This window comes from Mesorhizobium denitrificans, assembly GCF_003403035.1.
Classification (GTDB): domain Bacteria; phylum Pseudomonadota; class Alphaproteobacteria; order Rhizobiales; family Rhizobiaceae; genus Mesorhizobium_G; species Mesorhizobium_G denitrificans.
Window position 1 is genome coordinate 21212 of the sequence record NZ_QURN01000014.1, and the last position, 24866, is coordinate 46077.

Annotated in this window: 24 protein-coding genes; 14 read left to right on the top strand and 10 right to left on the bottom strand. The window is 57.1% G+C overall.

Annotated features, from left to right (window positions below):
* Positions 1-3 precede the first annotated feature (3 nt).
* A complete protein-coding gene (locus tag DY251_RS16670) occupies positions 4-981 on the bottom strand; it encodes a thiamine pyrophosphate-dependent dehydrogenase E1 component subunit alpha (RefSeq protein ID WP_116625048.1) in 978 nt (325 codons plus the stop codon).
* A gap of 140 nt (positions 982-1121) precedes the next feature.
* On the opposite strand from DY251_RS16670, the gene DY251_RS16675 reads away from it, so the two are divergent.
* From DY251_RS16675 to DY251_RS16685, 3 genes are all read left to right on the top strand, one after another.
* Positions 1122-1580, top strand: a complete 459-nt coding sequence (locus DY251_RS16675) for an Lrp/AsnC family transcriptional regulator (RefSeq protein WP_116625049.1) — start codon at positions 1122-1124, stop codon at positions 1578-1580.
* Between the two features lie 112 nt (positions 1581-1692).
* Positions 1693-1944 (top strand): hypothetical protein, encoded by a 252-nt coding sequence (locus tag DY251_RS16680; protein WP_116625050.1) that lies wholly within the window; start codon positions 1693-1695, stop codon positions 1942-1944.
* A 122-nt stretch (positions 1945-2066) separates the two neighbouring features.
* The gene (locus tag DY251_RS16685) at positions 2067-4088 is read left to right on the top strand and encodes a hypothetical protein (protein WP_137113487.1); all 2022 of its coding nucleotides are present in this window, start codon (positions 2067-2069) and stop codon (positions 4086-4088) included.
* Here the strand turns inward: DY251_RS16685 and DY251_RS16690 are convergent.
* Both DY251_RS16690 and DY251_RS16695 read right to left on the bottom strand, forming a co-directional pair.
* Positions 4085-5110, bottom strand: a complete 1026-nt coding sequence (locus tag DY251_RS16690) for a glycosyltransferase family 2 protein (protein ID WP_199498874.1) — start codon at positions 5108-5110, stop codon at positions 4085-4087. The genes DY251_RS16685 and DY251_RS16690 overlap by 4 nt on opposite strands.
* A gap of 1 nt (position 5111) precedes the next feature.
* The gene (locus DY251_RS16695; protein ID WP_245416012.1) at positions 5112-6359 is read right to left on the bottom strand and encodes a class I SAM-dependent methyltransferase; all 1248 of its coding nucleotides are present in this window, start codon (positions 6357-6359) and stop codon (positions 5112-5114) included.
* Positions 6360-6478: 119 nt separating this feature from the next.
* Between DY251_RS16695 and rfbF the strand changes: the two genes are divergently transcribed.
* From rfbF to DY251_RS16710, 3 genes are read left to right on the top strand one after another with little or no spacing between them, the layout of a single operon-like run.
* Complete coding sequence (rfbF, locus tag DY251_RS16700) at positions 6479-7252, top strand: glucose-1-phosphate cytidylyltransferase (protein WP_116625054.1); 774 nt, start codon at positions 6479-6481, stop codon at positions 7250-7252.
* Positions 7249-7650: a GtrA family protein gene (locus DY251_RS16705; protein ID WP_116625055.1), complete on the top strand. Its 402-nt coding sequence runs from the start codon at positions 7249-7251 to the stop codon at positions 7648-7650. The genes rfbF and DY251_RS16705 overlap by 4 nt, the downstream gene beginning before the upstream one ends.
* Positions 7647-8372: a class I SAM-dependent methyltransferase gene (locus DY251_RS16710; protein ID WP_158553271.1), complete on the top strand. Its 726-nt coding sequence runs from the start codon at positions 7647-7649 to the stop codon at positions 8370-8372. Before DY251_RS16705 ends, DY251_RS16710 begins: the two co-directional genes overlap by 4 nt.
* On the opposite strand, the gene DY251_RS16715 is transcribed toward DY251_RS16710, so the two are convergent.
* From DY251_RS16715 to DY251_RS16725, 3 genes are read right to left on the bottom strand one after another with little or no spacing between them, the layout of a single operon-like run.
* Positions 8362-9558 carry a Gfo/Idh/MocA family protein gene (locus DY251_RS16715; protein WP_116625057.1) on the bottom strand — a complete coding sequence of 399 codons (1197 nt, stop codon included), beginning with the start codon at positions 9556-9558 and terminating at the stop codon, positions 8362-8364. The genes DY251_RS16710 and DY251_RS16715 overlap by 11 nt on opposite strands.
* Positions 9555-10640: a CDP-glucose 4,6-dehydratase gene (rfbG, locus tag DY251_RS16720; protein ID WP_116625058.1), complete on the bottom strand. Its 1086-nt coding sequence runs from the start codon at positions 10638-10640 to the stop codon at positions 9555-9557. Before rfbG ends, DY251_RS16715 begins: the two co-directional genes overlap by 4 nt.
* On the bottom strand, positions 10633-12396 hold the full coding sequence (locus DY251_RS16725) for a hypothetical protein (RefSeq protein WP_147307450.1): 1764 nt from the start codon (positions 12394-12396) through the stop codon (positions 10633-10635). The genes rfbG and DY251_RS16725 overlap by 8 nt, the downstream gene beginning before the upstream one ends.
* 244 nt (positions 12397-12640) lie before the next feature.
* On the opposite strand from DY251_RS16725, the gene DY251_RS16730 reads away from it, so the two are divergent.
* The gene (locus tag DY251_RS16730; protein WP_116625060.1) at positions 12641-13075 is read left to right on the top strand and encodes a hypothetical protein; all 435 of its coding nucleotides are present in this window, start codon (positions 12641-12643) and stop codon (positions 13073-13075) included.
* On the opposite strand, the gene DY251_RS16735 is transcribed toward DY251_RS16730, so the two are convergent.
* Entirely contained in the window at positions 13063-14019 is a 957-nt protein-coding gene (locus tag DY251_RS16735; protein ID WP_116625061.1) for a LysR family transcriptional regulator, read from the bottom strand. The genes DY251_RS16730 and DY251_RS16735 overlap by 13 nt on opposite strands.
* Positions 14020-14144: 125 nt before the next feature.
* Here DY251_RS16735 and DY251_RS16740 point away from each other — a divergent pair, with 125 nt between their 5' ends.
* From DY251_RS16740 to DY251_RS16770, 7 genes are all read left to right on the top strand, one after another.
* Positions 14145-15188: a class 1 fructose-bisphosphatase gene (locus DY251_RS16740; RefSeq protein WP_116625062.1), complete on the top strand. Its 1044-nt coding sequence runs from the start codon at positions 14145-14147 to the stop codon at positions 15186-15188.
* A 7-nt stretch (positions 15189-15195) separates the two neighbouring features.
* A complete protein-coding gene (locus tag DY251_RS16745; protein WP_116625063.1) occupies positions 15196-16068 on the top strand; it encodes a phosphoribulokinase in 873 nt (290 codons plus the stop codon).
* A 66-nt stretch (positions 16069-16134) separates the two neighbouring features.
* Entirely contained in the window at positions 16135-18096 is a 1962-nt protein-coding gene (tkt, locus tag DY251_RS16750) for a transketolase (protein WP_116625064.1), read from the top strand.
* Positions 18097-18131: 35 nt separating this feature from the next.
* Positions 18132-19589, top strand: a complete 1458-nt coding sequence (locus tag DY251_RS16755; protein WP_116625065.1) for a form I ribulose bisphosphate carboxylase large subunit — start codon at positions 18132-18134, stop codon at positions 19587-19589.
* Between the two features lie 20 nt (positions 19590-19609).
* Positions 19610-20032 (top strand): ribulose bisphosphate carboxylase small subunit, encoded by a 423-nt coding sequence (locus tag DY251_RS16760; protein WP_116625149.1) that lies wholly within the window; start codon positions 19610-19612, stop codon positions 20030-20032.
* Positions 20033-20057: 25 nt separating this feature from the next.
* Entirely contained in the window at positions 20058-20987 is a 930-nt protein-coding gene (gene cbbX / locus DY251_RS16765) for a CbbX protein (RefSeq protein ID WP_116625066.1), read from the top strand.
* Positions 20988-21046: 59 nt separating this feature from the next.
* Positions 21047-21355: a Dabb family protein gene (locus DY251_RS16770; protein WP_158553272.1), complete on the top strand. Its 309-nt coding sequence runs from the start codon at positions 21047-21049 to the stop codon at positions 21353-21355.
* A gap of 37 nt (positions 21356-21392) precedes the next feature.
* Here the strand turns inward: DY251_RS16770 and DY251_RS16775 are convergent, their stop codons facing one another.
* From DY251_RS16775 to DY251_RS16785, 3 genes are read right to left on the bottom strand one after another with little or no spacing between them, the layout of a single operon-like run.
* Complete coding sequence (locus tag DY251_RS16775) at positions 21393-22997, bottom strand: GMC family oxidoreductase (RefSeq protein ID WP_116625150.1); 1605 nt, start codon at positions 22995-22997, stop codon at positions 21393-21395.
* Positions 22998-22999: 2 nt separating this feature from the next.
* A complete protein-coding gene (locus DY251_RS16780; RefSeq protein WP_116625068.1) occupies positions 23000-23980 on the bottom strand; it encodes a branched-chain amino acid ABC transporter permease in 981 nt (326 codons plus the stop codon).
* A 1-nt stretch (position 23981) separates the two neighbouring features.
* A complete protein-coding gene (locus DY251_RS16785; protein WP_116625069.1) occupies positions 23982-24863 on the bottom strand; it encodes a branched-chain amino acid ABC transporter permease in 882 nt (293 codons plus the stop codon).
* Between the last annotated feature and the right edge of the window lie 3 nt (positions 24864-24866).

Genomic DNA, 24866 nt, shown 5'->3' on the forward strand with positions numbered 1-24866 from the left:
CACTTAAACGTAGCGCACATAGACGTCGGTGGTCAGCGTCTCGAGCCCCGGCTGCGGCGCGGCGCGCGCGGCCTTAACGGCACTGTCGATCAACTGCTGAACTTCCGCGTCGACGCGGTCGAGATCGGCATCATCGAGCAATTTGGCCTGGGTGACCCGGCTGCGGAAAACCGCCAGACAATCTCGCTCGCGGCGCATTGCCGACTTTTCCTCGGGCGTTCGATAATTATCGGGATCACCGCTGAAATGTCCGTAGTATCGCGGCGTCTCGATGTGCAGCAGGGTCGGGCCTTCGCCCCTGCGAGCACGCGCCACTGCTTCTTGAGCAGCATCATGAACCGCGAAGAAATCCACCCCGTCAACATGCGCGGAAGCCATGCCAAGCGCTTCGGCACGCTTCGTAATTTCTCCGGCAACAACAAAGGATTTGGCAGTCGCCTCTCCAAAGCCGTTGTCTTCGACTGCAAAGATCACCGGCAATTTCCAGATTTGCGCCAGGTTCATACTTTCGGCGGTCGTACCCTGATTGATCGCGCCATCGCCTGAAAAGCACACTGCTACATCATCGCGATTGAGCACCTGCGCGGTAAGCGCAGCCCCGCAAGCGAGCGGCGGCCCGCCACCTACAATACCGTTTGCACCGAGCATACCCTTCGAAAGGTCTGCGATGTGCATCGAGCCGCCTTTGCCGCGGCAAATGCCAGTGTCTTTGCCGAAGATTTCGGCCATCATCCCGTCGACGTCGCATCCCTTTGCGATGCAATGTCCGTGACCGCGGTGCGTCGATGCAATCTTGTCGTCTTCGGTAAGATGAAAACACACCCCAACGGCCGAAGCTTCCTGACCCGCATAAAGATGCGTATTGCCGGGAATATCGCCGCTTGCCATTTCGGCGCTCACCCTGTCCTCGAAAACCCGGATGATCCTCATGGTCCTATACGCCCTGAGAAGTTCATCACGAGACAACTGCATTCCAGTCATGGACGGCTCCTAGGTGGCAACGAAACTCGATGACTGGTGGTGAGCATAGGTTGAGGTTGACGCTAAATTTTTGCGAATTAACGTTTATCTCGATCAGATTTTGCAGTATCCACCACTGGTTGCAAAATTGGAGCGCCAAAATGCTGGATGCGTTTGATCGAAAGCTGCTCAATCTGATGCAGACGGATACGCGCCGCACAGCTCACGAACTATCCGAGGCGGTTGGCCTGTCTCCATCGGCATGTCTTCGCCGCCTGAACAAGCTGCGCGAAACGGGGGTCATAGAAGCGGAGATTGCTGTCCTTTCGCCTGCGGCCTTGGGGCACCGGCTCAGCATGGTTGTTGAGGTATCTCTGGAGCGCGAGCGCCCCGACATCATGAGCGATTTCAAGAAGGCCATGCGCCGGACACCGGAAGTAATTCAATGCTATTACGTAACCGGTGAAGTCGACTTCATCCTGATAGTCGCCGTGCAAAGCATGAGCGACTACGAGGCGTTTACGAATGACTTTCTCTTCAACAACAAAAACATAAAGCGGTTTAACACCCTCGTCGTTATGGACAGGGTGAAAGTCGGCCTCGCCGTGCCAATTGAATAATTCATCCGAGATCTTGCGACGAGTGCGTGCACAGAAGCGCAAATCACAGCCGCGCAAAGCTTCTCCGGAACATGCCGCCCATAAAGGCGTTGGATAGCCGAAGGAGAAAAAAATGGTTGATGATAATGTAGGTTCAGAGCCTGAACGCGATATCGAAATGGAAGAGCTGCGCGAGGAACTTGCGCGCCTCAAAGAAGCGCTTTCTGATCGCATGCAGGAAGCGCGCGAACTGGTGAGTGAACGCGCCACGCTGGTGCGCGAAAACCCTGCCACGTTTTCGGCGGCGCTGGTTTTGGGTGGCGTGATCGGATTGATGCTTGGCCTGGCTATGAGTGGTGACAGCCGACATAAGCGCTGGTGGTAGGTCGGCGGCAGCCGAGCACACATGCAAAGCGGTTTTCAGCCCCTTACGTATTCGCATGCTTCGAGAATCCTGTATGGTCTGCGCACTTGAGAAGCATATGCAAATCATGGGGATAATAAGCATTGATTGCGCATCGGACGCCACAGTCCACGCTGGCTACGCAAACAAACGTACTCGCAGCGGTTTCGTCCATGCTTATTGCATGTGTCGCGGCGCTCGCAGGGCTTTCAGTATTTAAATTCGGCACTGCGCCGGACCTTTCACAACTACGGCCCTTAATGCTGGAAAACTGGCAGAATTATCTTTTGCCTGAACCAGTAGAGCGAGCAGCTTTTGTCGCCGCTGTTTTATCGGCGGTTCCGATTATATTAGTTTGCGCGATGACGGTCGTTCGACAAGCTCAGCCGCCAGAATACAAGAAACTGCTTCTTCTTCTGCCAGTTGCTGCTTTCATTGCGGTGATTCCGACAACAAGATCGACATTTCTTCCTGATATACTTTTCAACGATCCCAAGACCTATATCGGCGGATCGGTATGGGCCCAGTGCGGCGCTTACATTCTGTTTTCGGCGCTGATTGCCGTTATTCTTTTCGCGGCCTTCGATAAACTGTTTATCTCCAGCAAAGCCGCCCGAATTGCGATCCTGCTTGTTTCGGCAGTGCTGGCACTGTTTATCGGGGTGATCCGCGTTCGCTCTGCGGCGATGATCTATAATGATATACATTTCGAGGCTGTTTTTTACAGCATATCCCAAGTAGCGGCAGGAAGGACAATTCTGGTCGATTTGCCCGCTCAGTATGGTCTCTACGCCGAGCTTCTGGGGCCTGTGATTTCACGAACGGGCGTGACTGTTCTGGGCTTCACAATCTTCCTTTCAGCTCTTCAGATCATTGCAGTCACGGCGCTGATTATGTTCGCCGCGAAAACCATACGAACGCCGTTGATACTTGCGCTCGCGATTCTAACCTTGCTGTTTTTTATTGGAAACACATGGATGTTGCTTTGGCGCAATCCTATTCGCGTTGAATATTTTCAGGTCTGGCCCATCCGGCTGTTTTTTCCGGCGATTTTGGTAGCATGCTTCGCACTCTTTTACAGGCAGAGAATGGGGCATGGCCCGATGCTGTGCTTGTCAGCAATTGCGGGCATCGGACTGATCTGGAACTTCGATTGGGGGATTCCAGCGCTTGGCGGCATCGTACTGTACGCTCTGCTGCAATGTCTGTTTGGCAGGCCGGTTCAAAGAAATCTGATAAATCTTACTATTGTTATTCTCGTGCCGATTTTGATCTGCATGGTTTTCGCTGTTTATCTGACCATCAAGGGCGATAATCACGTGAATTGGGCAATGTTGCTCAAGTATCAAAGTATTTTCTACGGCTTCGGTTTCGGCATGTTGCCCGTTCCACGACGGCCCGACCCCTGGATGATTGTTTTTGGCCTTTACATTTACGGTTTGGTAGTTGGCATAATTGCACAGGTGTGCCGTCGGCCAAATCTGACCTCAGACTCGGTGCTTTTGCTAAGCGTTCTGGGCTTGGGGATATTCGCTTACTATCAAGGACGCTCGCACGAGGTCGTGCTTTCCTTCGTTTTGTGGCCCGCAGCGCTGATCGCGTTTATTTTGGCGGATAATGCGGTTCGAGCGGTTAAACTCAAGGTTTTGCCCAAGACGATGTTGCTGGCTACGGTTCCCACCTTCGTTTTTGGACTGACTGCCTCAACCGCGCTGATCCTCGGCATTCCGCGCTTGGCAACCATCGGGATGACGATGCTGTCGACTGCATTCACCGTAGACAGCAGCAGCAAGGCACATGCGAACATCGCCTTTGTTTTAGGCAAAGCCGACGACGGAGGTCCGACCGTCATTCTGGCTCAAGGACAAGCTGCGCTCTACGCGGAAACCGGACTTGGCTCCGCAATATCCGGCCCGGGCATAGCAGAAATGTTGCTCAAAGAAGATCGGGACAATTTGATCCGCGGCTTGCTTGCAAACAAAGTGAGGCATGTATTTCTAGATCAGAAAAATCAGAACATTACGGACGGCCCATTCGCTCTGCTGATGGAGAAATATGAACTAGCCGACACAAGCCCCACGGGCATTCTGTACCTGCAACCAAAGCAATATCAGCTTCAGAACTAGCGCATGTTTGCAATTCGCGCCTCAGCAGAGGCAGGGCTTTCAGCGAAGTTCACCAGATCAGATATGATCGTGAGCGGGCGCTCGCGGACGTGATCGTAGATCATCCCAACGTAAACACCTAATATTCCCAAGAACATGCTATTAAGACCAATGCCAAACAATATAAGCAGTTGGGTTGTTGTAAAACCGGGCGGCGATGAATTTGGAGCAAAGATTCGCAAGCCAATATAGAAGAACGACAGCAGCACACTTAGCGCGGCAATGAAGATGCCAATATAGAATGCAACGCGCAGCGGCACGCTGGAATGCGCGATTATTCCGCCGGCCGCCAGTCTGAGAAGCCCACGAAACTTGAACTTGCTTTCGCCATGCAGCCGCGCCGCACGGTCGACAGGCACGCCGACCTGCTTGCGCGAAAGCGATGAGATCAGGCCACGCAAGTACATATGCGGTTCGTTGATCTTGCGCAGCCTCTCAATAACGCTGCGATCGATCAGACGAAAATCGCCCGCATCTGCGATCAAATGCGGACCATCGAGCCAGCGCAGCAGCCGGTAATAGGCGCGGCGACCCTCCTGCATGAGGCGATGCTCCTCGCGATGACGGCGAACGCCGACCACAACGTCTGCACCTTCGCGCCACTTTTCCAGAAAGGCTTCAAACATTGATGGAGGATCTTGCAGATCCGCATCGATCTGAATCGCCGCTTCGCCTTCGCAAAGGAGGTAGCCCGTTAAAACAGAGCGCTGAAAGCCGAAATTCCGCGAAAACCGCGCAATGCGCACGGCTGGATCGTTCGCGGCGATCGTGACGAGCTTGCTGAAGGTCTGGTCAGTCGAATTGTTGTCCGTGAAAATAAACTCGAACCTGTACGCGGCCAGCGCATCGGTTACGCGCTTCAACTCCGCATAGGTCCGATCGACATTCGACTCTTCATTGTAGACGGGCACAATGATGGAAATGAGCGCGCGCGCGGCCTGCGCTTCGACGTCGGAGATTTTGACGGCCTTGCTCCGCTTCAAGCTATCCTCCGCTGACATGCGAAGCAGTGAGCCGATCAAACTCCTCCGCCGAAAAGAGGTCGATGATCTCTCCGGCATAGCCGCGGCTGCGCAGGTATGCGTGGATCTCGTCTGCAATATGCCACGCGAAATTCAGCAAAGGCGCTTCCTTGTTTGGCCGGTCCGCAAAATCATCATCAGAGACAATGGGGATGCGCGTGCCAGGTACATAATGGTCGATCTTCATGGACCCCGGTTTCTCATAGATCGCAGAGACCATTGTCTCATCAAGACCGAGCAGCTTTACAAGAATAGCCGCGCGACCCGGAAACGCCTTTGCAGGCAGTGGCCCGAAGCGGGAAACGACTTCAAGAAGTTCCGCGCGCTTGCCTTTGCTCCAAAGCGGAATACGCCTTCCCATTTCCGCAAGACGCTCGCCGAAATCAGACTCGTCGACCTCATGCGGCGCCAAGCCGCCCACATTTTTCCGCGGTGTACCGGCCATGACCACTCGAATATTGCCGCCATAACGAGCCGGAAACTCCACAGAAACGAGCGAAGCGCCAAGCGAACGAGCGATGTAGTCGAACGACGTCAAACTGTAGGTTCTGGGATGCTCGTGATAGAAAGTATCGAACTGATAGCGGTCCAGAACAGCTCCGAGATAGTGGTTCTCGATGACCAGCAGGGTTTGCGGCCCCATAAGGGTGCGCAGTGCTGTAATCACGCTTTCCAGATTTTCGATATGCGCGAAAACGTTTGTGAAGGTCACAATGTCTGGCTTGCCATGCTCGGCCACAATCTTAGTGGCGATCTCTGGGCTGAAATAATCGTGATAAACCGTGTGGCCTGCAGCGATGGCGTCTGAGGCTGCCCCGGTTGGCTCGACGCCAATGGTCTTCGCGCCTTTCTGCCGGAAAATGGACAGAAGGCTACCGTCATTGCACCCAACGTCGAGGACGGTAAGATCTTTTACGGACCCGGCCAATTCTTCGCAGCGGTCGACCAGCGTAGCCATGCCTTTCAGCACATCGGCGGTATGTCGGGCGCGATAGTGATAGCTTTCCGAAAACAGCGTGCGCTTGGGAATCTGGAACATCTGATGCGCGGTTCGGCAAACCGGGCAGAATGATATCTGAATCGGATATTCAATGGGGATCCGGGGATCGCCAACCGGTACGAGGTCGTCGCACATCGGGTGATCGCCAAGGTCGAGCGCGCGGTGAAGCGCTTTCTGACCACAAACCTCGCAGTTCTGGATTAAGTTCAAGGCCCGGTTCCAATTCAGCTTGAAGGCGGTGTATAGGCTTACCATTAAAGAAATTGCAATCCGGCGCTGCGCGCATATGCACGCCGAACTCTAAGCCGCAGTTTACGGGGGCAACGCCAATGAAAGTCGTTATTCTTGCCGGAGGTTTCGGCACGCGACTTTCAGAAGCCACACAAAACATACCCAAGCCCCTGGTGGAAATCGGCGAGCGACCGATTCTCTGGCACATAATGAAGATTTACGCTGCCGCCGGATTTGACGATTTCGTTGTGTGCTGCGGATACAAATCGCACGTCGTAAAGCAATATTTCGTCGATTACTTCGTACACAATTATGACGTCAAAGTGCATCTTGGCGACAATAAGATCGAATATCTGGGCAATGCCAGCGAGCGCTGGACGGTGACGCTGATAGACACCGGCTTGGAGACGATGACGGGCGGGCGCATCAAGCGGATTGCCGACTTCGTCGATAACAGCACGTTCTGCGTTACTTACGGCGATGGAGTCGCGGACATCGATGTGCGCGCGCTTGTCGACTACCACAAGCGGAGCGGCAAGCTGGCGACAGTAACGGCGGTCCCCTCGCCCGGCAGGTTTGGCATTCTCGATCTGGACGCCGCAGACAATGTCACGCGTTTCCATGAAAAGCCCGACCGGGAGATGGGCTGGATCAATGGCGGCTTTTTCGTTCTTGAACCGGGCGTATTCGACTATATTGACGGCGATAAAACTTCATTCGAGCGAGAGCCGTTGGAGAGACTTGCGCGCGATGAGCAATTGTCGGCGTATCGTCACCACGGCTTTTGGCAACCTATGGACACCCTCAGGGACCAGCGCGAACTTGAACGGCTCTGGCTCTCCGGCAAAGCGCCTTGGAAAATCTGGCAATGAAATCGCGAGCCCGATTGGTTCGATTCGGAATCTCCGGCGCATTCACGACGGTCGCATACTTCCTTGCGTCCAACGCGTTGCATTACGGCTTGGATATATCGGCAAGCACATCGTCTGCACTTAGCTACGCAATGGCGGTGGTGCTTTCGTATCTGCTGCAAAGCATGTTCACTTTTCAGACCAAAAATCACTCGTCGCAGCAAGTCACCCGGTTCGCTGTGGTAACACTGGCTGGACTGGCCGTTTCATGGGGCCTGGTCAAAGCACTAACCGGCTATATGAATCAGCCCGCATGGGTGTCGACAATCGCCGTCTGCATCGTCATTCCGCTTCTCAACTATGTGCTTTTTCACATTTGGGTATTCGTGCAACCAGATGCGAAGGCGCGTGTCAGATGAAAGAGAACGCGAAGGAATCAGTTACGCAAGGCCAGGTCGCTGACGATTTTGACCGGGTCGCTGACGATTATGAAAAGCAGATCAACAGCGCAATCGCCTTTGGCGGGCGCGAGCATCAATTTTACATCGACGTCAAGCGCGACCGAATTCTGGAGCTGACGCAGCATACGCTGGGTGATTTGGCGCGGCTTGATGTGCTGGATATTGGCTGCGGACTAGGTGCCTATCATCCCGGCTTGAAAGGTGTGTTCCGCGAATTGCACGGCGTTGATGTCTCAAGCCGGAGCATTAACCTCGCGCGGCAACGGCATCCGTTTGTACAGTATAAGAGTTTTGACGGTGGCGCCCTGCCCTATGCGAACGCACGGTTCGACATGGCGTTTGCGGTCTGCGTAATGCACCACGTTCCGCCAGCCGGATGGGTGCAGTTCGTGCAAGAGATGGGACGCGTTTTAAAGCCCGGTGGGTTGGCGCTGATCTTCGAGCATAACCCCTACAATCCGGCCACGCAGTATATTGTGCGGAGCTGCGAGATTGATAAGGATGCGGTGCTGCTGCGCCCCGGCCAGATCAGAAAGCTGTTTCGCAACGCCGCCTTCAAAGACGTTTGGACGCGCGGAATGTTGGCCGTGCCTCCAGTCGGGCAAATTCTATCGGCGGCAGATAAAGTGCTGGGACATGTTCCTGTAGGCGCGCAGTACTATCTCGCAGCTAGGAAATAGCGCGGGACGCGAGTGCTTTCCTGATGCTGGCAAGCGCAGGCGCATCGCGTAGTTGTGCAGGAATTTCCGCCTCAGGCACCTGGCCGCCAAGCCAACTCCGCAACAGCGTGACTAGCTGTTGATGGTCCGGGCTTGCGTTGCGTCCGCCAAGAATATCCAGTGAGATTTCACGCAGTGCGTAATTTGCAGCGGTCGCGTCTGCTTCCGGGCCAAAGCTTTCGATGATTTCGTGGGCCTGCTGTTCTCTGATGCTGCCCAAAACACGGTCAACCAGCACGATTGACTCGATTGCATTCTCGACGCGGGCGAGCTGCGGCTCGGAACTGCCGAGAAACGCTTGCAACTCAAGCGTCAACGGGCTGCTGTAACCCTGCTCAACATCGATTGGACCGCCATTTATTTCCGCCTGACCGGGCTCTTTGGAAAAGTCGAGCGAGGCGCGACCATGTTCGCCTTCCAACCTGATAACCCGCCGACGACTGGATGTATCGCGCGCAATTTTGACGGTCGCGCGCATATCCGCAAGCCTGGCATTCAGAGACACGATCCGTCCGCCAGACTGGCTTATTGCTTGGATTTCGTCGAACCGAGCGCGAGGCTCAAATAATCGCAGCACGCTCCAGATGTGCGGAAAGGAATCTGGCAGGCAGTTCACGCTGGGATCGTATGACTTTGTTTCGGCGTAGCGGATTTCGCTGGCAGGATCCAACCACTCAACATCAATATGGGTCAGTTTTCCGAGCGCTTTTGCCTGATCTCTAAAACGATGAAGGTTCGGCGCTAACAGAAAAACCAAGCCCGTCACGCACCGACCGGGGGCAGACGCGTGAACGACTTGAAGCGCGGACGCCTCACTGAGCGCAAAAGGCTTCTCAACAAATACACGCTTGCCAGCACGCAGCGCCGCGAGTGCGGTTCCGGCGTTTTCGCGCGCAGAACGAGCCACGAGAACCAGCTCAATATCAGCCCGCGCGAGCGCATCCTCAAAGCGGCCGACAGACACCGCAAGGTGGTCAGAGGAAAGCTCTGGCAGCGCATCAAGCCAACCTTGCTCGTTCGAAATGGAGCACAGGTTTAACTCCGAGCCGCACGGCAATATCTTGACCAGAATACGGGCAATCGTTCGCGCCCAGCGGCCACCACCAACCACGCAGACTTTTTGCGGAAGATTTGGCGCCAATGTCATGCTTCGACCAGCAGAGCCCGCCGATAAGAAGCGAGCTGATCGGCGGTTTTCTGCGAAATTGCAGCCGGCTTCTCTGAAAATGACCGATACCAGTCCGCTGTATTGGCTATGGACTCCTCCAGCGACCAAGCTGGCGACCAACCAAGCGCATCATGCGCCAAGGAGCTGTCCAACGAAAGAATTTGCGTTTCAGGCTTGCCATGTGCCGGGACCACCTGAATTTCGGGAAGCATCCAGCTTTGGCCGAATATTTTCAGAACCTCGTGGACCGGGATGCTGCTTTGGTCCGCAGGGCCGAAATTCCACGCGCGCTGGACAGTCTTTTCGTTGGTGAGCAATGCATTCGCCAAAACGAGATATGCGTGGCACAGATTGAGGACATGCTGCCACGGCCGCGACGCGTTGGGGTTGCGAACGACAAGCGGACGACGGTCATGAATTGCGCGAACGATGTCGGGGATCAAGCGATCCTCCGACCAATCGCCTCCACCAATCACGTTTCCGCCTCGCGCGGTTGCGAGCGGCCTGTCGGCAAGAAAGCACTTGCGATAGGTGGCGGCAACCAGCTCCGCCGCCGCCTTGGACGAGCTATACGGGTCCGTGCCGCCCAGCCGATCCTCTTCCTTGTAGGGCCGAAGACCCTCCGTATTTTCGTAGACCTTGTCCGTGGTGACGCAAACTATTGCCTTGGTTGAACGCGTTTGCCGACATGCCTCCAAGACATGCGCCGTGCCCATGACATTGGTATCGAAGGTTTCGAGAGGAAGGTCGAACGACTTGCGCACGAGAGGTTGTGCGGCGAGGTGAAAGACAATTTCAGGATCGATTTGGCGGACGCGCGCGATGAGCGAAGCTCTGTCGCGTATGTCGATTACATTGTGCGCAAGCAGCTTTTCAAGCCCAACCAGACCGAACATGTTTGGAACAGTATCTGGCGCGAGCGCAATGCCATGAACCTCAGCGCCAATTGATTTCAGCCAAAGCGCAAGCCAGCTCCCCTTGAAGCCCGTATGTCCTGTGACCAAAACGCGCCTGCCAGCCAAAGCACGTTCAAAATCGAGAAGCTTATGTGGCTCAGTCATTTTTCCGGACAGGCTTCCATAGAAGTTGTTTCTCTTTTCGGTAACCGGTCGTGACTTCTGCAGCTATCTCGTAGCCGGACGGAAAGTCCAGCCCCGCCTCGCTTAGTACCGCTTCGTCATTTTTCGCTGCACCAGTGGGCGCTGTCAGAATCCACGCATCCTTGAGTATTTCGCTGCCCGCCGCCGCCAAAACGGAAGCCGCAAATGATTTTGAGCCCTTATAGCCGCCGACGATCCACGGTGTAACCGGTGCATTTGCGCCAAGAACAAGCGCCGCGCCAGGGGTTGCACCCGTCATGTCGATCAACGGCGTTCCTTCGCTCCAACCATGCTCCAGCGCGCCGGAACGCAACGCATTTACCCAGTTCGCGGTCGCTCCATCGACAAGGATGGGAGAGTCGCTTCCCGCAAGAGTTATGGGATTTGTCTGGTGCGACATGCTCTCTGGTAGGCGGTATGGCATCATCGAAACATAAAAAAGGAACAGCACAGGCAGAAAGGCCAACAGGTAAATCACCGACACGCGCAACAGCCAGCGCGCGGGAGGAATGATTGCCATCGCAAGAAACAGGGCCGAGCCAACGTAAAGCGGAAACGCCGTTCCCGAGTTTCCAATCATCACGCCAGTGCCTCCAAAGGGAGCCACAAGCGCTATGGATGCGAGCGCAAGCGCGGTGATGACGGGCGAGCTGTTCGCCACTTCGGGGTTCGACTTAGGAAACGTTTCACCATTCAAGCGCGCCGCGAGTTTAAAGAACAGGAATTGGCCAAGCAAAAGCAGAACGAGCCTTACGCCAAGATTACCCCATGATGAAACGGCCTGAACAACATGAGTTGAGTACGCGGTTACAGCAACCAGCGCTGCAACGCCCGCTACGCAGGATTGGGCCATGCGCTTTTCATTGAGGTGCAAACGCGGGGGCCAACCGATGAAAAAGACAATCAGCGTGACGAGCGCGCCTGCGAGACTGGGTGTGGAAAACATTTGGCCGGGAACATCTCGCAACGCCGTAAGCACGCGGCCGATAGCGTCACCAAATGTGTGCCCGGCATCAAGCGTGGCAGCGAGATCTTTGGCAAAGTTCACACGCGTCAAGAAGGGTTCAACGCCCCCGCCCAAGAAAGCGGCGTGCAGCAGGAAAAGCAAAATGAACACGCAAACCGCAGCGACGCCGATGCGCAATGTTTGGCGATAAGGGCAAACGCAAGCGATCCACAGACCTGCAACACCGCCCACCGCAATTGCACTCGTGGGTCTTCCTATCGCGACCAGCACGCCACCAATCGCAAGCGCGTCAGCGATGCGAATTTCCTCGCCGAGTAAGCCGGCTCGATTGATACTCCTGATCACGCTTGCAGCGACGATCATCGCCCCAGCAAGAACAAAGGTGTTGTACGATGGAGTAATCAACCAAAAGCGAAAGATTGACAGCGTCGAAATAGCAAATGCAATTATTAAAAGAGTTCGTATAAGAAATTGCGACGACAGATATCTTGATGCAAAAATGGAATAATATACTGAAACACACAGAATAAAAGCGACGCCAAATATTCTTAAGAACGGCACGTTGTGCGGATAAAAATCAGAAAACAAGCCAAGGTATTGCCCGAACTCAGAAACTGCTCCGATATTTCTGTTCGGATAAAATATATTAAGCAGGTAAAAGGACTCGTCAGTAATATCGAATCCCTTATTGGCATTCCAGACGATGAATCCATAGGCCAGGACAAGCGCGAGCAGCGATGGGGCAGCCACGATCACCGTGCGAAGGTATTGCGGACGATCTGGGCTGGCGTTGCCAAACGGCGATCTTGCGGGATTCGATTGCATCAGCGTCCAAAATTTCGGTTATTGGCTCCCCATGTTTTTCGCGACATTGAGGCCGCGCAAGCCCTATCAAAGAATTCACAACAATCAAGCAGAGCGCGTCTCGCTCCCGATTTTCACCGCTTTTGCGCGCTAGACTGCATCATTCGATAGCCTTCTGCGGAGAAGCCAGATGCAACGCAACACATTGATTCGTACAGCCATACTTGCTGCGCTGATGGCAGGCGTAGCCGGTTGTGTCGATGATCCCGGCTATGGTCCGTATGATAATGGCGGCGGCTATTACGACGGCTATCGCGACTACCAGCCCTATCGACCCTACCGACCGTATTACCGCGACAGATATTACGGCGACGACTACTACAGCGGTCCGGATTACAGCTATGGGCGGCCTCCGCGCGCTGGTTGGCAGGACGACCGCTATTACCGCAAGCCGCCTCCCAGCCGGAATCCGGTCGGACGGCCTCCGGTGCGCAAACCCGTGGCCTCTGCGCCGCCGCGTGTACCGCATACACCAGCGCCGCAAGGCGAGGCTCACCGTCCACCACACCTGGCGACGGGTGCAGATCAAACGCCGCTTTATCCGACGAAGAATTATCGCCGCTGATCGGCTGGAGCTGGTTGCTCCGGATATAGCTTTTCCAGAATCGGAAGGTAGGCAACGCCTTCACGAAGCAGGAAATCGTTGAACGTCGCCATTGCAGGAGAAATGGCGCGGTCTGCACGCATGACGCCGAACCATTGGCGGCGGATCGGCATGCCGACCACGTCCAGCACGACCAGACGCCCGACCTCGACCTCCAACGCGATTGTATGTGCGGAGATGAAGGCAACCCCTAGCCCGGCCATAACAGCCTGCTTGATGGTTTCGTTGGAACCCATTTCCACGCCGAGTTCATCAATGCGACCGGGTATGTCTGAAAAGAATATCTCCAGCGAGATGCGCGTTCCCGATCCCGGCTCGCGAACCAGAAATGTCTCTTCCGCAATGCGCCGCTTGGTGATGTCTCGACTGCGAGCCAAGGGGTGATCGGGCGCCGCGACGATGACCAAAGGATGATCGCCGAAGGGTGTAGCACGCACGGGAATCGCACGGGCGGGACGCCCCATCAGCGCGATGTCTACTGCATGGTCCTTCAGCATGTCGATGATTTCAGCGCGGTTGCCGATGGACAGGCGCATGTCGATTGCTGGATGGAGTTTCGCGAACCCGGCCATTAGCCGTGGCGCAAAATATTTGGCGGTGGAGACGACGCCGAGCTTGAGGCTGCCCGCACGAACGCCCTTCAACGCGTCGATTTCATCCGACAGGACCCGCAGGCGCTCCTGTACGGATTGCGCGGCATCAATGACTGCCAAACCTGCGGCGGTGGGACGCATGCCCTCTTGCGTGCGGTCAAACAGCGCCAGTCCGATCTCCTCCTCAGCTTGCCGGAGCTGGATCGTAACCGCCGGAGCTGTCAGAGATAAGGTATTGGCAGCACTGCTTATTTTGCCGTGAATGGCAATTTCCTGAATAGTGCGAAGCTGCTTGAGCGAAAGATTGCGCATGGCTTAGAGTAAATTATTTTTATCGCTTGCGTAAAGTCATTAAAATTTACTCATACACGTAAAGCTGTTTCGTTCTGCCCAGACCCCGCGCCGAGCTGCGCACTCAAGGGGTCCGGGAGGACGACATGGCCGCGGCCACACTCGATGCATTTTTGAATTCCTTCGCCAGCGGCGACGTGCGTATCCGCGCTGCTGTTGCTGAGACGGTGTGGCTGCTTTCGCGTGCTGCGCTGCGGGTTCGCGACACGATACTGCAAGGAACGCAGGACACAGGTGCAACAACGGGACGGCAGAATGCCGATGGCGACTCGCAGAAGGATCTGGATGTCGTCGCGGACAATATTTTTCTGGACGCCATGCGCCGCGCACCGGTTGCGTTCTATGCCTCGGAAGAAATCGAGAAACCTGTGGCGCTCACCGTTGGCGCACCTCTGGCGGTTGCAATCGATCCGCTGGACGGATCGTCCAATATTGAGTCGAACGTTTCCATAGGAACGATTTTTTCTCTCCTCCCTGCCTCAGGCGGCGGGGCAACAGACCCTGCCGCCATTTTTTTGCAGCCGGGGAGAAAGCAACTGGCGGCGGGATTTTTCATCTACGGACCGCAACTTGCGCTAGTGCTGTCGCTGGGCAGCGGCACACACATCTTCGCTTTCTCGACGCGTCTCGGCGCGTATGTGCAAATCCATGAGAGCCGGATCATTCCGGCGAAGACCTCTGAATTCGCAATCAACGCCGCCAACTACCGGCATTGGAGCGAGGCGGTTCGGCTCTATGTCGATGATTGCCTGAAGGGCGCGGATGGGCCGCGCGAGCGCGATTTCAACATGCGCTGGATCGCGTCGCTGGTCGCTGACGCTTATCGAATCCTCATCCGCGGTGGCGTGTTCTGCTACCCCGCCGACCAACGCAAGGGATATGGGCAAGGCCGACTGCGGCTGGTCTATGAAGCTAGCCCGATAGCGTTCCTGATCGAACAAGCAGGCGGCAAGGCGACCGACTGCATCGACCCGATACTCGACCTGGTGCCGGAATCGCTGCACCAGCGCGTGCCGTTCTGCTTCGGCTCCAGGAAGGAAGTCGAGCGCATCGGCCGCTACCACCTCGAACCCTCCGCGATTGGCGAACGGCATCCGCTGTTCGGCAATCGCGGACTATTCAGGGCGTGAGGCGCGCATGTCGGCGAAGCACCCTATCATCTCGATCACCGGCTCGTCCGGCGCAGGCACGACCTCCGTCAAGCGCGTGTTCGAGCAGATTTTCCGTCGCGAGAAGATCGAGGCCGCTTTCATCGAAGGTGATGCGTTCCATCGGTATGACCGCATGGGCATGAAAACCAAGGTCGCGGAAGAAGAGAAGAACGGCAATCCGAACTTCACCCACTTCAACGCCGAGGCGAACGAACTTGAAGTTCTGCAAGAGGTGTTCAGCGAATATGGGCGCAAGGGCAAAGGCCGCACGCGCACATACGTCCATGATGAGGACGAGGCGCAACAATATAACTCGCCGCCGGGCACCTTCACGCCGTGGAGGGAATTCGGCGAAAGCGACCTGCTGTTCTACGAAGGGCTGCATGGCTGCGCAGTGACCGAAAAGGTGGACCTCGCCAAGCTGGCCGACCTCAAGATCGGCGTCGTCCCTGTCATCAATCTGGAATGGATTCAGAAGATCCACCGCGACCGCGCGACGCGCGGCTATTCGACCGAGGCGGTGGTTGACGTGATCCTTCGGCGGATGCCGGATTACACGCGCTTCATCGTGCCGCAATTTGCGCTGACCAACATCAATTTCCAGCGCGTGCCGATCGTGGATACGTCCAACCCGTTCATCGCGCGGTGGATACCGACGCCCGATGAATCGATGCTGGTGATCCGGTTCGCCAATCCCCGCGGGATCGATTTTCCCTACCTGCTGTCGATGATTCACGACTCTTTCATGAGCCGCGCGAACTCCATCGTGGTGCCGGGCAACAAGCTCGATCTCGCAATGCAACTCATACTGACGCCGCTCATCCTGCAGCTCATCGAGCGCAAGCGGCGGGTTTCCTGACGGGAGAATTTCGTGAACCAGTTAGCAAGAGCAAGCAAGCCGTACGCCCTGCCCTGTGAACAAGAAATGGCAAACGCCATACGCGCGCTGGCAATGGACGCCGTGCAGAAAGCCAATTCGGGCCATCCCGGCATGCCGATGGGCATGGCGGATGTCGCGACGGTGCTGTTTTCGCGCTTCATAACGCTCGATCCATCCAAGCCAAATTGGCCGGATCGCGACCGCTTCGTGCTTTCCGCAGGACACGGGTCGATGCTGCAATACGCGCTGCACTACCTGCTCGGCTATGAGGACATACCAATCGAGCAATTGCAGGCGTTTCGGCAGCTTGGCAGTCGCACCGCAGGCCACCCGGAATATGGTCATGCGCTGGGCATCGAGACGACCACCGGGCCACTCGGACAGGGGCTCTCCACCGCCGTCGGCATGGCGCTGGCAGAGCGCATGATGGAGGCGCGGTTCGGCGCGGAACTGGTTGACCACTACACCTATGTCGTCGCTGGCGATGGCTGTTTACAGGAAGGCATCAGCCACGAGGCGATTGATCTGGCGGGGCATCTGAAGCTCAATCGGCTGATCGTCCTGTGGGACAACAATTCCATCTCAATTGACGGCCCAACCTCCCTGAGCACGTCGATGGACCAGCCGGCGCGCTTTCGAGCCGCCGGCTGGAAGGTCATCGAGGTGGACGGCCATGCTATGGATGAGGTCGCGTCGGCAATCGAGCAGGCACGAAAGTCTGATCGCCCGACCTTGATCGCCTGCCGGACATTGATCGGCAAAGGCGCGCCGAACTTGCAAGGGTCGGAAAAGACCCACGGCGCACCATTGGGACAAGCCGAGATTGCTGCAACGAGAGAGGCTATCGGCTGGCCGCATGAGGCATTCGACGTGCCGACGGAAATCGTGTCCGCCTGGCGCGCGGTTGCAGAACGTGGCAAGGCCGCGCGGCTGGCATGGGAGCAAAGGCTGGCGGCGTCCCCCAAGCGCGCCGCATTTGAAGCGATGGTCCGCGGTGAGTTGCCGGACGCAGTGCGCATGGCGCTGGCGAATTTCCGCAAGGAGCATGTGCAGCAGGCGACGAAGGTCGCAACGCGCAAGGCTTCAGAAATGGCGCTGGCCGCGATCAACGCCGCGACGGATATGACAGTCGGCGGGTCTGCCGATCTGACGCACTCGAACCTGACACTGACCAGAGATATGGGCCGCATCGGCCCCGGTGAATATGCAGGCCGCTACATCCATTATGGAATACGCGAACATGGCATGGCGGCAGCGATGAACGGTATCGCGCTGCATGGCGGGTTCATTCCTTACGGCGGCACGTTCCTTTGCTTTGCAGACTATGCACGCGGGGCGATGCGCCTGTCGGCGCTGATGAAGCAGCGCGTCATCTATGTGATGACGCATGACTCCATCGGGCTTGGCGAAGACGGACCGACGCACCAGCCGATTGAACATCTGGCGATGCTGCGGGCGACGCCGGACATCGATGTGTACCGGCCTGCGGACATTGTCGAGACGGCGGAAGCGTGGGAACTGGCGCTGAGCGCAAACAAGCCAAGCGTGCTCGTGCTTTCGCGCCAGAACCTGCCGATGCTGCGGCAGAAGTACACCGCCGAAAACCAATCTGCCAGGGGCGCGTATGTGCTGCGCGAGCCGGATGGAGAGCGCGACGTCACGATCATGGCAACCGGCTCCGAGGTCGAAATTGCAGTCGCGGCGGCGGAGTTGCTGGCCGGAGAAGGCATCGCTGCCGCAGTCGTTTCCATGCCGTCATGGGAGCGGTTCGAGCAGCAGGACGCGCGCTATCGCAACGAAGTGCTGGGCAGCGCGCCGCGCATCGCGGTTGAGGCGGCGGCGCGGCTCGGCTGGGATCGCTGGATCGGCGAGCGCGGCGCGTTCATCGGCATGAACGGCTTCGGCGCGAGCGCACCAGCGCCCGACCTCTACAAGCATTTCAACATAACCGCTGACCATGTGGCCCAGACGGCGCGGCAACTGATTGCCGGAAAATCGCGCGTGTAAGGCCCAGGAACACCGCACCAGAAAGGAAGAGTGCCATGACCAAATCAATGACCATCACAGGTGCCGCCCGCTACAAGTCCGGTGTCATGGAATACAAGAAGATGGGTTATTGGGAGCCCGACTACGAGCCGAAAGATACGGACGTTATCGCACTGTTTCGCATCACGCCGCAGGACGGCGTGGACGAGGTCGAAGCAGCGGCAGCGGTCGCCGGTGAAAGCTCGACGGCGACATGGACCGTGGTCTGGACCGACCGGCTGACTGCAAAGGAAAAGTATCGCGCGAAGGCCTATCGCGTCGATCCGGTGCCGAACGCACCCGGCCAGTTCTTCGCCTATATTGCCTATGATCTTGACCTGTTCGAGCCGGGCTCGATTGCGAACCTGACCGCTTCGATCATCGGCAATGTGTTCGGCTTCAAGCCGCTCAAAGCGCTGCGTCTGGAGGACATGCGCCTGCCGGTCGCCTATGTGAAAACCTTTCAGGGTCCAGCAACGGGCATCGTCGTCGAGCGCGAGCGACTGGACAAGTTTGGACGCCCGCTGCTCGGCGCAACAGTGAAGCCGAAGCTTGGGCTTTCAGGTCGCAATTATGGGCGCGTTGTATATGAGGCGCTGAAGGGCGGGCTGGATTTCACAAAGGACGACGAGAACATCAATTCGCAGCCCTTCATGCATTGGCGCGAGCGATTTCTCTACTGCATGGAGGCCGTGAACAAGGCGCAGGCCGAAACCGGCGAAATCAAAGGCACCTATCTCAACGTGACCGCCGGTACGATGGAGGACATGTATGAGCGCGCCGAATTCGCGGCGGAGCTTGGTTCCAACATCGTGATGATCGATCTGGTGATCGGCTACACCGCGATCCAGTCCATGGCAAAGTGGGCGCGCAAGAACGACATGATCCTGCATCTGCATCGTGCCGGTCATTCGACCTATACGCGGCAGAAGAGCCACGGCGTATCGTTCCGCGTCATTGCCAAATGGATGCGGCTAGCAGGCGTCGACCATATCCATGCCGGTACGGTGGTGGGCAAGCTGGAAGGCGACCCCGCGACGACGAAGGGCTATTACGACATTTGCCGCGAGGACTTTAATCCGATGCGGCTGGAGAACGGCGTTTTCTTCGATCAGCACTGGGCTTCGCTCAACAAGCTGATGCCGGTGGCCTCCGGCGGCATCCATGCGGGGCAGATGCACCAGTTGATCGACCTGCTCGGCGAAGACACCATTCTTCAATTTGGCGGCGGAACCATCGGCCACCCGATGGGCGTTGCGGCTGGCGCACAGGCCAATCGCGTCGCCCTGGAAGCGATGATTTTCGCTCGCAATGCCGGTCGCGACTACGTGAACGAAGGGCCGCAGATCTTGCAGGATGCGGCGCGCCACTGCCTGCCGCTGAAGCAGGCGCTGGAGATCTGGAAAGACGTCACCTTCAACTACGCCTCGACCGACTCGCCGGACTTCGTTCCGGTTGCGACGGCGGCTGAATGAGATCGAAAGGAACCAACACCATGCGCATTACCCAAGGCGCTTTCTCCTTCCTGCCCGACCTGACCGATGAGCAGATTGCATCGCAGGCACAATACTGCATCGACAATGGCTGGGCCGTCAGCCTTGAGTTCACGGATGACCCACACCCGCGCAACACCTATTGGGAAATGTGGGGCCACCCCATGTTCGATAATCCAGACGCGGCGGCGCTGGTCATGGAGTTGAAAGAGTGCCGCAAGGTCTATGGCGACCGCTACATCCGGTTGGTCGCGTTTGATGCTTCGCACGGTTGGGAGTCGGTGAAGCTGTCCTTCATCGTCAACCGGCCGACAGACGAGCCGGGCTTCCGACTGGCGCGGCAGGAAGGACGTGGCCGCCTCGTTCGTTACACGACCACGCCTTATGCAACTGATCGGGCGGCGGGCTCGCGCTACGGAGCCTGAGCGGCAAGCCACAGGAGGATGAACGATGGCCGCAGCAGAAGCGCTGATTGAAACGACCGAACTGCCCGCGACGGTTGATCTGCGCGCTGAATTCGAGACGTCCGGCGTGAAGGACGTTCTCGAAGAACTGGACCGCGAGTTGATTGGCCTTGCGCCGGTGAAGCGGCGCATTCGCGAGACGGCGGCGCTGCTGCTGGTGGAACGTGCGCGCAGGTCCATGGGGCTCGCGCACGAGACGCCAACGCTGCACATGTCTTTCACCGGGAACCCCGGCACAGGCAAGACAACCGTGGCGCTGCGCATGGCCAATCTGCTGCATCGCCTCGGCTACATCCGCAAAGGCCATCTGGTGTCGGTGACGCGCGACGATCTGGTTGGGCAGTACATTGGGCACACCGCACCCAAGACGAAAGAAATTCTCAAAAAAGCGATGGGCGGCGTGCTGTTTATCGATGAGGCGTATTACCTCTATCGGCCAGAGAACGAGCGCGACTATGGGCAGGAATCGATAGAGATTCTACTGCAGGTGATGGAAAATCAGCGCGACGATCTGGTGGTTATACTGGCTGGCTATTCAGACCGCATGGATCGGTTTTTCGAAAGCAATCCGGGGTTCCGCTCTCGCATCGCGCATCACATCGATTTTCCCGACTATAACGACGATGAGTTGTTCCGCATCGCCGAGACGATGCTGGCGCGACAGAACTACCAGCTCGATCAGGATGGAGGCAAAGCGCTGGTGGATTACATCGCCAAGCGGCGGACACAGCCGCACTTTGCAAACGCCCGCTCAATTCGCAACGCATTGGACAGAGCGCGGTTGCGGCAAGCCAACCGGCTGTTTGAACATAGCACCGGGGCACTCGATGCTCACGCACTCTCTACCATTGCGGCGGAGGACATAAGGGCGAGCCGCGTGTTCACGGCGCCTGCATTTCCCGTTCAGGGCACTTGAAAGTCGCGCAGCAAGGCTCAAAAATGGGCGAACCAGGATCGCCCCAGCCGGAGCCAGAAATGATCAAGCACTGCGTTTTCTTTCGTTTTCGCAAGGATGTTCAGGACGCGGCAATCGCCGATATTATGACGCGCTTCGAGCAACTCGTCGGGACAATACCCGGCGTGCTGAACGTTACAGCCGGAACGAATGTGAGCCCGGAGGGGTTGGACCACGGATTTACGCATGGCTTCGTGATGGACATCGAAAGCGAGCAATTGCGCGATGCCTATCTCATCCATCCAGAACACACAGCCATTTCCGAAGATCTGCTGCCGCTGCTCGCAGGCGGAATTGCCGGCGTGACAGTGTTCGATTTAAAGGCGTGACACCGGGAGTTATTTACCCCTCATCCGCCTGACGGCGCTATTGCAAAATAAGCTGCGCCGCCTTCTCCGCGATCATCACGACAGGCGCGTGCGTGTTGCCGGAAACAATGGTCGGCATGATAGACGCATCGGCGATGCGCAGACGACCGACGCCGTGAACACGCAATCTATCGTCCACGACTGCCATCTTGTCCGAACCCATGCGGGCGGTTCCGACAGGATGGAAAATCGTGGTAGCGATGTCGCCAGCCGCACGCGCCAAATCCTCGGCGCTCTGGATTTGCGTGCCAGGCTTCAACTCGCGTGGCGTATATGTTTCCATCCGCTTTGTCGCCATCAGGCGACGAGCCGCAAGAATGGAATCTGCCGCGACCTGCCGGTCAGCAGGTGTGGACAAATAGTTCGGAGCAATGTGCGGGTGCGTGTTGGGATCACGCGAGACAATGCGCACCGAGCCGCGCGATTCAGGACGCAGGTTGCAGACCGAAACCGTGATTGCGGGATAGCTGTGCAGAGGCTCGCCAAAGCGATCCAGCGATAGCGGCTGAACGTGAAACTCGATGTTTGGCGTGGCGTACTGGCTGCCGGATTTCATGAAAATGCCGAGCTGGCTTGGGGCCATCGACATGGGTCCGCTGCGCTTCAGCAGATATTCCAGGGCGATGCCGACCTTGCCGGAAAGGCGCGCCTGCCGCTCGTTCAGCGTGGTAGCACCCGTGATGCCGAACACCGTTCTGATCTGAAGATGATCCTGCAGGTTCTCGCCCACACCGGGCAATTCGTGCACAACTTCTATGCCTTGTGACGCGAGCAGATCGCCGGGGCCAATGCCCGAAAGCTGGAGGATTTGAGGTGTACCGATAGCGCCGGCGCTCAGCACCAACTCACCATCGACATGGGCGATGGCGGGCTTACCGTTGACGATCAGTTCGACGGACGTAACCGCACCGCCTTCCAGCTTTAGGCGCTCGACGGTTGCGTGCGTGATAACGCGGAGATTTTGACGCCCCATTGCCGGACGAAGGAAAGCACGCACGGCGTTGAATCGGATGCCGTTTTTCTGGTTCACCTCGAAATAGCCGGAGCCGAGATTATCGCCGCCGTTGAAATCATCGGTTTTGGGCACGCCGATTTCTTCGGCTGCCTCGCGCACCGCATCGAGAATAGGCCATGAAAGGCGCTGCCTTTCGACGCGAAGCTCGCCCTTTTGGCCGTGCCACGGCTCGCCACGCGACTGATGGTTTTCGGATTTGACGAATAGCGGCAGCACATCATCCCAACCCCAGCCGACATTTCCAAGCTGTCGCCAGTGATCGTAATCCGCCGCCTGCCCGCGCATGTAGATCATGCCGTTGATGGAGGAACAGCCGCCAAGCACCTTGCCGCGAGGATAGGCCAGAGAGCGGCCATTCAGACCAGGTTCCTGCACAGTGGCGTAACCCCAATCGGTACGCGGATTGCCCATGCAATAGAGATAGCCAACCGGAATGTAGACCCAGTGATACCGGTCGGAGCCGCCCGCCTCCAGCAGCAGAACGCGGCTGCGGCCATCTGCGGAAAGGCGATTGGCAAGGACGCATCCCGCCGATCCAGCCCCAACGACGATATAGTCAAAGCGGCCCAGATTCAGTCTATCAGGCACGATCAATTTCCTGCGGATTTGCGCCGGTCGATATAGGCGTAGATTTCACCCACGATGCCACGCCGGAAGATCAGCACGCAGATCATGAAGATGAGGCCGGTCGCGATGGTTACGGGAAATTCGGAAGTAGCGAGCGCGTTCTGAAGCGTAACAACAATGCCCGCGCCGACAATTGGCCCGATCAAGGTGCCGATGCCGCCGAGCAGCGTCATGAGGATGACTTCACCGGACATCTGCCAGGTGACGTCGGTCAAGGTGGCGAACTGGAACACCAGCGCCTTGAGCCCACCCGCAAGACCGGCGAGCGCCGCGGACATGACGAATGCGCCAAGCTTGTAGTTCTGGACGGAGTAGCCCAGCGAGATCGCGCGATTTTCGTTTTCGCGGATGGAGCGCAGGATCATCCCATAGGGCGAATTGACGATGCGCCAGATTGCAACGACGCCGAGGAGGAACACGACCAGCACGAAATAATACATGTTGTGCTCATTGTGCAGATCGATCAGGCCACCGAGCAGCGTGCCGCGCGGCACGCCTTGAATGCCATCCTCACCGCCGGTAAACGGCGCTTGCACGCAGAAGAAAAAGAACATTTGCGACAGCGCCAGCGTAATCATGGCGAAGTAAATGCCTTGCCGCCGGATGGCGAGAAAGCCGATGACAAGGCCGAGAACTGCAGCGCCGAGCACGCCAACAAGGATGCCGATTTCCGGCGGCAACCCCCAGACTTTTACCGCATGGGCGGTGAAATAAGCCGCGCCGCCAAAAAAAGCAGCGTGGCCAAACGACAGAAGCCCCGTGTAGCCAAGCAAGAGATTGAACGCGCAGGCAAAGAGCGCGAAGCACATCATCTTCATCAGGAAGATGGGGTAGATGAAGAAGGGCGCGGCCAGCAGTCCGACAAGCGCAAGGCCAAGCAGGATCGTCTCGATGCGCAGCGCGACTGGCTTTTCTGCGGTGGTTTCGATGGCTGCTCTGGACATATCAGGCGTCCCTTCCAAACAGACCGGCAGGCCGCATCAGAAGCACAATGGCCATGATGACGAACACGACAATGTTCGACGCCTCGGGGTAGAACACCTTCGTCAACCCCTCTGCCACACCGAGCATATAGCCGGTGACGATTGCGCCGAGAATGGAACCCATGCCGCCGATGACGACCACCGCGAACACAACGATGATGAGGTTCGAACCCATGAGCGGACTGACCTGATAAACCGGCGCGGCAAGCACGCCCGCCAATCCAGCCAGCGCTGCGCCAAGGCCATAGGTGAGGGTGAGCAGCAGCGGGACATTGACGCCGAAAGCCTGCACAAGCTTCGGATTCTCGGTCGCCGCGCGAAGATAGGAGCCGAACTTCGTTTTCTCGATCAGCAGCCATGCAGCGATGCAGACGATGAGCGACGCAATGACCACCCAACCGCGATAGATCGGAAGGAACATGAAGCCGAGATTTACAGCGCCGGTGAGCGCTGGCGGGACGGGATAGGGATTGCCCGACACGCCATAGTAATAGCGAAACACGCCTTCGATAACGAGCGCGAGGCCGAACGTGAAAAGCAGACCGTAGAGTGGATCGACATCGTAAAGCCGGGACAGCGCAAGCCGTTCGACAACAATGCCAAACAGGCCAACAAGCACGGGCGCGACGATCAAGGCAGGCCAGTAGCCAATGCCGCCAAAGGCCAGAATTAAATAGGCAATGAACGCACCAAGCATATATTGCGCGCCATGCGCGAAGTTTATGACGCGCAGCAGACCGAAAATGATCGCAAGGCCAAGCGACAGCATCGCGTAGAACGAGCCATTGATCAGGCCGACCAGCAACTGCCCCGCAAACGCCTGAATGGGAATGCCGAAGATCATGGT